Source organism: Curtobacterium flaccumfaciens, assembly GCF_051548005.1.
Lineage (GTDB): Bacteria > Actinomycetota > Actinomycetes > Actinomycetales > Microbacteriaceae > Curtobacterium.
This window is the reverse complement of record NZ_JBPUGH010000226.1, coordinates 1-3,238: the sequence shown is the minus strand read 5'-3', so window position 1 is coordinate 3,238 and position 3,238 is coordinate 1. Positions and strand designations below refer to the sequence as shown.

Genomic DNA, 3,238 nt, shown 5'->3' with positions numbered 1-3,238 from the left:
GCCGCAGGCCGCGCCCGCGACACCGCCCGCAGCCGTGCCGCCGTCGACCGCGTCCTACGGGTACGCCGACGAGGCGACGCGACAGCCGCCGGCGGTGCCCGGCGGGGTCCCCACGGGCCTCCCGGCCGGAGCAGCGTCCGACGGACGCGAGGAGATCAACTTCACCCGCCACGCACGCGAGATCGCGGACCCCGACCTGATCACCGCGCTCGCGCAGGTGGTCTACCAGGGTGCGTCCGACCTGCACGTCACCGCCGACGCGCCGCCCACGGTGCGCGTCGACGGTTCACTGCGACCCGCCGTGCCGGGAGGCCCGTGGTCGCGTGCCAAGGTCATCGCGGCACTCAAGACGATGCTGTCCGTCGAGCAGGCCGGCCAGTTCGACCACGAGCAGGAACTCGACTTCGCGTACTCGCTCTCACCCGACTTCCGGTTCCGCGTGAACTACTACCAGCAGCGCGGCAACTGGGGTGCGGCGTTCCGCATCATCCCGACGAAGATCAAGACGCTCAAGCAGCTCGGCATCCCCGAGCACGTCGGGGAGTTCGCCGGGCTCCCGCGGGGGCTCGTGCTCGTCACCGGTCCCACCGGCTCCGGCAAGTCGACGACCCTCGCAGCCCTCATCGACCTCGTCAACGAGACGCGCGCCGACCACATCGTGACGGTCGAGGACCCGATCGAGTTCATGCACGACCACAAGAAGGCGATCATCAACCAGCGGGAGGTCGGTGCGGACACGCACTCCTTCGCCGCCGCGCTGAAGCACGTGCTGCGGCAGGACCCCGACGTCATCCTCATCGGCGAGCTCCGCGACCTCGAGACCATCTCCGTCGCCCTCACGGCCGCCGAGACCGGCCACCTCGTCTTCGCGACCCTGCACACGCAGAGCGCCCCCGGCACGATCGACCGCGTCATCGACGTGTTCCCGCCGCACCAGCAGGGGCAGATCCGCACGCAGCTCGCGTCGACGCTCGAGGGCGTGGTCTGCCAGACCCTCGTGCCGAAGGCCAACGGGGCCGGCCGGGTCGTCGCCACCGAGATCATGAAGACCACGCCGGCGATCGGGAACCTCATCCGCGAGGGCAAGACGTACCAGATCACCTCGGCGATGCAGGCCGGCCGTGACGCCGGCATGCACACCATGGACCAGGACCTCGCCGAACTCGTCAACGTCGGGACGATCACGCGTCGTGCGGCCATGGAGAAGGTCCACGACCACGACGGTTTCGACCGGCTCGTGCAGCGCGTCGAGTCCCCGTCCGACTCCTCGGCAGCGGCGATCGCCGCGTCCGAGATCGACTTCGGCGACAAGTACTCGGGAGGCCACTGATGTCGCTCGCCTTCGACTACCGCGGCCGTGACGGGAGCGGCAAGCTCGTCAAGGGACGGCTCGACGCCGCGTCCGAGGGTGCCGTCGTCCAACGCCTCCGCGGTATGGGCGTCTCGCCGATCGCCATCACCGAGGCGAAGCCCGGCACCGGCCTGCAGACCGAGATCAAGATCCCGGGGTTCGAGAAGGGCGTGGGGCTGAAGGACCTCGCGATCATGTCGCGACAGGCCTCGACGATGCTGACGTCCGGGCTCTCGCTGCTCCGGGCGCTCACGATCCTGGCCGACCAGACCGAGAACAAGAAGCTCAAGGACATCCTCGGCAAGGTGCGGGACGACGTCGAGCGTGGTGTCTCGTTCTCGGACGCGGTCGCGAAGTACCCGGTGGACTTCCCGCCGATCATGATCAACATGATCCGCGCGGGGGAGACCGGCGGGTTCCTCGACCAGGCGATGGACTCGGTGGCGACCAACTTCGAGAAGGAGCACAAGCTCCGGTCGACGATCAAGTCGGCGATGACGTACCCGGTCGTGGTGCTGGTCATGTCACTGCTCGCGGTCGTGATCATGCTGATCTTCATCGTCCCGATCTTCCAGAAGATGTTCTCGTCACTCGGCGGTCAGCTGCCCCTGCCGACGATGCTGCTCGTGTACGCGTCGCACGCGATGGTGTACATCGGACCGGCACTCGTCGTGGTCGGCGTCGTGTTCTGGTTCTGGTGGCGTACGAACAAGAACACCGACCGGGTCCGGGCCTTCATCGATCCGGTGCGATTGCGACTCCCGGTGTTCGGCAAGCTCAACCAGAAGATCGTCATCGCGCGGTTCACCCGGAACCTGTCGAACATGATCGGCGCCGGCGTGCCCATCCTCCAGGGCCTGCAGATCGCCGGAGAGGTGTCGAACAACTTCGTCATCGAGAAGGCACTCGGTCGCGTCGCGGAATCGGTCCGCAAGGGCGAGTCGATCGCAGGTCCGATGGAAAAGGAAAGCGTGTTCCCCGCAATGGTGACGCAAATGGTCGCCGTGGGTGAGGACGCCGGGTCGCTCGAAGTGATGCTCGAGAAGATATCGGTCTTCTACGACGACGAGGTGCAAGCCACCACCGAGGCATTGACGTCCTTGATCGAGCCCTTGCTCATCGCATTCCTCGGAGTCGTCGTCGGCGGCATGATCGTGGCGCTCTACCTGCCGATCTTCCAGATCACCTCGCTCATCAAGTAAGCGCTCCACTCGCTTCGAGTCCCCCTCGTACGAGGGACTTGCATTCCGCCGGATATTTTTCTCCGTACTTTCCTGCGTGTTCGCGCAGGACGGTGGCCCTGGTTCTGGGGGTATTTCGCTGCGGCGTTGCCCCCCGTTCTCGGGATTATGCCCCGAAAAGGCCATGAATACTCTTGTGAGCGGCGGCGGAGCAGTCCCCGGCAACATTCCCCAACGCATTCCCAGAAGAATGGAAACCACCATGTACTTCGCACTCATGGGCAAGCTCGACGCTCGCCGCAAGGGTCTCCTCGAGGACAAGGAGAAGGGCTTCACGCTCATCGAGCTCCTCGTCGTCGTGATCATCATCGGCATCCTCGCCGCGATCGCCATCCCGGTGTACATCGGCGTGCAGAACAACGCGAAGGACGCGTCGGCGAAGTCCGACCTCACGAACGCCAAGACCGCGCTCATCGCGTCCTACACGCAGAACAACACCTTCCCGACGAACCTGACGGGTCTCTCGGGCTACACGCCGAGCACCTACACCAGCCCCGGCGTCGCGCCGGCGCTCAAGTCCGGCTCGACCGCGTCGACCTTCTGCATCTCGGCGACGAGCAACTCCGGGACGACGTTCAAGATCGACCAGGACGGCGGCGCCGTCTCCGGCACCTGCTGAGCCTGATCGTCAACCCAGCCCGGTGGC

Annotated in this window: 3 protein-coding genes; all 3 read left to right on the top strand. The window is 66.1% G+C overall.

The annotated features are described in order from the left end of the window. On the top strand, nt 1–1,330 hold a 1,330-nt coding region (locus ACSW7Y_RS16685; protein ID WP_438127350.1), incomplete at its 5' end, for a type IV pilus twitching motility protein PilT. Beyond that, a complete protein-coding gene (locus ACSW7Y_RS16680; RefSeq protein ID WP_438127349.1) occupies nt 1,330–2,553 on the top strand; it encodes a type II secretion system F family protein in 1,224 nt (407 codons plus the stop codon). The genes ACSW7Y_RS16685 and ACSW7Y_RS16680, both read left to right, overlap by 1 nt. A 241-nt stretch (nt 2,554–2,794) precedes the next feature. Continuing rightward, nucleotides 2,795–3,211, top strand: coding sequence for a type IV pilin protein (locus ACSW7Y_RS16675; protein WP_438127348.1), 417 nt, complete (start codon nt 2,795–2,797; stop codon nt 3,209–3,211). Nucleotides 3,212–3,238: the final 27 nt, after the last annotated feature.

What these genes read in the sequence shown, in the direction of transcription:
- ACSW7Y_RS16680 (WP_438127349.1), top strand. Translation starts at nt 1,330, where the DNA reads ATGTCGCTCGCCTTCGACTACCGCGGCCGTGACGGGAGCGGCAAGCTC.
- ACSW7Y_RS16675 (WP_438127348.1), top strand. Translation starts at nt 2,795, where the DNA reads ATGTACTTCGCACTCATGGGCAAGCTCGACGCTCGCCGCAAGGGTCTC.